This is a genomic window from Sphingomonas bacterium (assembly GCF_903642285.1).
Taxonomy (GTDB): Bacteria; Pseudomonadota; Alphaproteobacteria; order Sphingomonadales; family Sphingomonadaceae; genus Sphingomonas.
The window spans coordinates 1-4,555 of sequence record NZ_CAHJWJ010000049.1 but is presented as its reverse complement, the minus strand read 5'-3'; the positions used below and the strand labels follow the sequence as shown (position 1 = coordinate 4,555).

Sequence of the window (4,555 nt, the reverse complement as noted above, 5' to 3'; positions counted from 1 at the left end):
ACCTTCACGCCAGCAGAGTGCGCCAACTACTTCGCCGCCGCCGGCTACGATGCGTACTGAACGGAATCTGCTCTAGCCCCAGTTTCCCATTTCCTTACCTGTACGACTTTACGCTTAAATCCTTCTTGTATTATTACCCGGATCCCAGCAAGGCGGGCCACTACACGTCGAGCCCTCGCTACTTCTACGATTTCACTACGAGCACCATCATCAGCAAATAGAGCTTTTGACAGCATCGGGGGCGTACCGCCGATCCGACAGAGAACGCCCTCGTATTTAAGCACATGACGGACGCTTCGATCATTATAGCCGCACTCTTCGTCGCGTTTCTTACCGGCCTAGGCGTCGTGCTGACCGGCTGAAAATGGTCGAGATGTCGTCAACGCGAAGCGTGGGAATGGTACGTCCACAAGGGCGGTTTTATGCGGAGCCTTGATGTCGCGAATGAGCCAACCGAGGCGGCTTACAGACCAGAGGCAGCCATCCGATCATGCAAGGCCGGAAGGTAGGTAACGCGCTGAGATCTCACGTGTCGCCATCAGGGTGCGGTTGCCATGGCTATCATGACCCAATCATGTTCGGTATGACAGAACTCACCTCTCCTGCTTCGCCAGCCATTCCTCCAGCCACTTGATGGTGTACGCTCCCTGCTGGAACTCCGGATCGTCGAGCAGCGCGCGGTGCAGCGGGATCGTCGTGGTTACCCCCTCGATCACGAACTCTTCCAGCGCGCGCCGCAACCGGCGTAGCGCGCCGGCGCGGGTGGTGCCGTAGACGATCAACTTCGCGACCATGCTGTCATAGTAAGGGGGCACGCGGTAGCCCGCGTACAATCCGCTATCCACGCGCACGTTCATCCCGCCGGGCGCGTGGTATAGTTTCACGAGGCCGGGCGAGGGTGCGAAGGTGCGCGGGTCCTCGGCGTTGATCCGGCATTCGATCGCGTGACCGCGGAACTGCACATCCTGCTGGCGCAACGTCAGCGGATGGCCCTCCGCGATGCGGATCTGTTCGCGCACCAGGTCCAGGCCCGTTATCATCTCGGTCACCGGATGCTCGACCTGCAACCGCGTGTTCATCTCGATGAAGTAGAATTCGCTGTCCTCCCACAGGAACTCGATCGTCCCGGCGCCGCGATAGCCCATGTCCGCCATCGCCCTCGCTACGACGCCGCCCATTCGCTCGCGCTCTTCGGGGGTGATGATCGGGGAGGGGGCCTCCTCCAGCACCTTCTGATGGCGGCGCTGGAGCGAGCAGTCGCGTTCGCCCAGATGGATCGCATTGCCGTTGCCGTCGCCGAAGATCTGGAATTCGATATGGCGCGGATTGCCGAGATATTTCTCCATATACACGGTCGCATCGCCGAACGCCGCCTTCGCCTCGGTGCCCGCCTGCTGCATCTGGGTTTCGAGCGCGGAGGGGTCGTTGACCACTTTCATCCCGCGCCCGCCGCCGCCCGACGCCGCCTTTATGATGACCGGATAACCGATCTCCGCTGCCAGCGCCTTCGCCCCGCCGACATCAAGGATCGCGCCGTCCGAACCCGGAACGAGCGGCAGGCCGAGCTTTCCCGCCGTTCGCTTCGCCTCGACCTTGTCGCCCATCGTCCGGATATGTTCGGGCTTGGGACCTACGAAGATGATGCCGTGCAGTTCGACGATCTCGGCGAAGCGTGCATTCTCGCTGAGGAAGCCGTAACCCGGATGGATCGCATCCGCACCGGAAATTTCCGCCGCGGAGATGATATTGGGGATGTTGAGATAGCTGTCGGTTGCCGCCGGCGGTCCGATACAGATCGCCTCATCCGCAAGTCGTACGTGCATGGCATCGGCGTCGGCGGTGGAATGCACCGCGACCGTCTTGATACCCATTTCGTGGCAGGCACGGTGGATGCGCAGCGCGATCTCGCCGCGATTGGCGATCAGCAGTTTCTTGATCTCGCGCAATGCCTCTACTCGATCACGACGAGGGGCTGATCGAATTCGACCGGCTGTCCATTTTCCACCATCACTGCCGTGACGGTGCCCGCGGACGGCGCGAGGATCGGGTTCATCACCTTCATCGCCTCGACGATCAACAGCGTGTCACCCGCCGCGACCCGCTGTCCGACAGCGGCGAACGCTTTCGATCCCGGTTCCGCGGACAGATAGGCCGTACCCACCATCGGCGACTTGACCGCGTTGGCGGTGCTGGCTGGAGCCGATGCGCCGATCTCGGCAAGCGGCACGGCGGCGGGCGCAGGCGCAGCCACCGGGGGCGGGGGCGCGTAATGCAGAGGTGCCGCAACGGGGGCGGCCTTCCGCGCGACGCGGATCTTGCGCGGGCCGTCCTCGACCTCGATCTCGGTAAGCTGCGTGGTGTCGAGCAGTTCGGCGAGCGCGCGCACCAAATCGACATCGACCTTCATCGCGCCGGTGTCATTCGTATCGGCCATCAGACCCTCGTCCCCAGTATCGTTGCGCGGGCGTCTGTCAGAAGCGCGCCGCCGCTTCAAGCGCGAGAACATAGGATAACGCGCCGAAGCCTGCGATCGTGCCCTTCGCCGCCTGGCCCACCAAACTTGTCTGACGAAAGGAGTCACGCGCATGCGGGTTGGATAGATGCACTTCGATCACCGGCGTCGTGATCGCCTTGATCGCATCGTGCAGCGCAACCGATGTATGCGTGAACCCGCCGGCGTTCACCAACACCGCTTTCGCCCCCCGCGCCTGTGCTTCGTGGAGCCAGTCGACCAGATGCCCCTCGTGATTAGACTGGCGCATGTCGATTTCGAGATCCAGGTCGCGCGCCCGATCCTCCAGCATGCCGGCGATGTCGTCCAGCGTGTCGGTGCCGTAGATGGCGGGCTCTCGCAGGCCAAGCAGGTTCAAGTTAGGGCCGTTCAGGACGTAGATGACGTTCGCGATCGTGTCGGGCAATTGCGCCTCCCGGTTGCGAGGCTTGGCGGACGCCCCCTATATGCCTCTTCACTCCCTACCCGTTCGTGTCGAGCGAAGTCGAGACACCTGTTCCTGCAGGTCGAGAGGGGTTTCTCGACGTCGCTCGAAACGAACGGACGTATTTACGGAAGAATTCCATGCCCCATAGCGACGGCACCGTTTCCATCATCGTCAACGGCGATCACAAGCGGGTCGCTGCCGGCCTGTCGATTGCCGAGCTCGTGACCGAACTGGGCCTTGTTCCCGAAAAGGTCGCGGTCGAACGCAATATGGAGGTCGTGCCGCGCTCTACGCTGGCGCAGGTCATGGTCGAGGATGGCGACGATTTCGAGATCGTGCACTTCGTGGGCGGGGGCGACCACATCACGAAAATCGACGACGACAGCTGGACGGTCGCGGGTCGCACCTTCCGGTCGCGGTTGATCGTCGGCACCGGCAAATACAAGGATTTCGCGCAGAACGCCGCGGCGCTGGAGGCATCGGGGGCGGAGATCGTGACCGTCGCGGTGCGACGCGTGAACGTGTCGGACCCCAACGCGCCCATGCTGACCGACTTCATCGATCCGAAGAAGGTCACCTACCTGCCCAACACTGCCGGCTGCTTCGACGCCGAATCGGCGATCCGGACGCTGCGTCTGGCGCGCGAGGCGGGCGGCTGGGACCTGGTGAAGCTCGAGGTCTTGGGCGAGGCCAAGACGTTGTATCCGGACATGGTCGAGACGCTGCGCGCGACCGAGGTGCTGGCGAAGGAAGGTTTCCTGCCGATGGTCTACTGCGTCGATGATCCGATCGCCGCCAAGCGGCTGGAGAATGTCGGCGCGGTCGCGATCATGCCGCTCGGCGCGCCGATCGGGTCGGGACTCGGTATCCAGAACGCGGTCACGATCCGGCTGATCGTCGAGGGCGCGAGCGTTCCCGTACTGGTCGATGCCGGCGTCGGCACCGCCTCCGACGCGGCGTTCGCGATGGAACTCGGCTGCGACGGCGTGTTGATGAACACCGCGATCGCGGAAGCGAAGGACCCGGTCATGATGGCGGCGGCAATGCGCGCTGCGGTCGAAAGCGGTCGGTTGGCGTACCGCGCGGGCCGGATGGCGAAACGCCGCTACGCCGATCCTTCCAGCCCGCTGGCCGGGTTGATCTGAAGCGCGATGGAACCCAGATCAAGATCGCTTGTTTATTCCAGGCATTTCAAGCGCACGTCACCACCGGCGGACGCGAAGAGTGATGGAGGTCACGATGGGTGAATTCACCGACAAGGTCAAAGCGGCCGGCAACAAGATTGCGGGCGAAGCCAAGGAGGCCATCGGCAAGGCGACTCATAACGAGGAACTGACCGCGGAAGGCCAGGCACAGCAGGTCAAGGGCGTCGGCCAGGACGTCACGGGTAGCGTCAAGGGTGCGCTCGGCGACGATATCTGATCGAACCGAAACGTTCGACCAAAGGGTCGCTCCGGGCAATCGGGGCGACCTTTTTTTGTGGGTAGCCGTTCGCCTAGTCGCGCTGGGATCGCGCGCATAAGGAGAGCGGTGATGGCCGAATAGACGACCGTAGCGGACGGCCTGCGCTTTCCCGATCGGCGAATGTGGGATCAGCGTCGTCTCACCGGCGGGGG

5 protein-coding genes are annotated in these 4,555 nt (G+C 63.1%); 2 read left to right on the top strand and 3 right to left on the bottom strand.

Annotated elements, in window-relative coordinates:
* Positions 1-593 precede the first annotated feature (593 nt).
* The 3 genes from accC to aroQ are packed head-to-tail and all read right to left on the bottom strand — an operon-like array spanning position 594 to position 2,906.
* The gene (accC, locus tag HUU99_RS15210) at positions 594-1,946 is read right to left on the bottom strand and encodes an acetyl-CoA carboxylase biotin carboxylase subunit (RefSeq protein WP_174287415.1); all 1,353 of its coding nucleotides are present in this window, start codon (positions 1,944-1,946) and stop codon (positions 594-596) included.
* A 5-nt stretch (positions 1,947-1,951) separates the two neighbouring features.
* Positions 1,952-2,434, bottom strand: coding sequence for an acetyl-CoA carboxylase biotin carboxyl carrier protein (gene accB, locus HUU99_RS15205; protein ID WP_174287414.1), 483 nt, complete (start codon positions 2,432-2,434; stop codon positions 1,952-1,954).
* A 37-nt stretch (positions 2,435-2,471) separates the two neighbouring features.
* Positions 2,472-2,906, bottom strand: a complete 435-nt coding sequence (aroQ, locus tag HUU99_RS15200) for a type II 3-dehydroquinate dehydratase (RefSeq protein WP_174287416.1) — start codon at positions 2,904-2,906, stop codon at positions 2,472-2,474.
* A gap of 170 nt (positions 2,907-3,076) precedes the next feature.
* On the opposite strand from aroQ, the gene thiS reads away from it, so the two are divergent.
* The gene (gene thiS, locus HUU99_RS15195; RefSeq protein WP_174287413.1) at positions 3,077-4,084 is read left to right on the top strand and encodes a sulfur carrier protein ThiS; all 1,008 of its coding nucleotides are present in this window, start codon (positions 3,077-3,079) and stop codon (positions 4,082-4,084) included.
* Between the two features lie 94 nt (positions 4,085-4,178).
* A complete protein-coding gene (locus tag HUU99_RS15190; RefSeq protein WP_174287412.1) occupies positions 4,179-4,361 on the top strand; it encodes a CsbD family protein in 183 nt (60 codons plus the stop codon).
* The last annotated feature ends 194 nt before the right edge of the window (positions 4,362-4,555 follow it).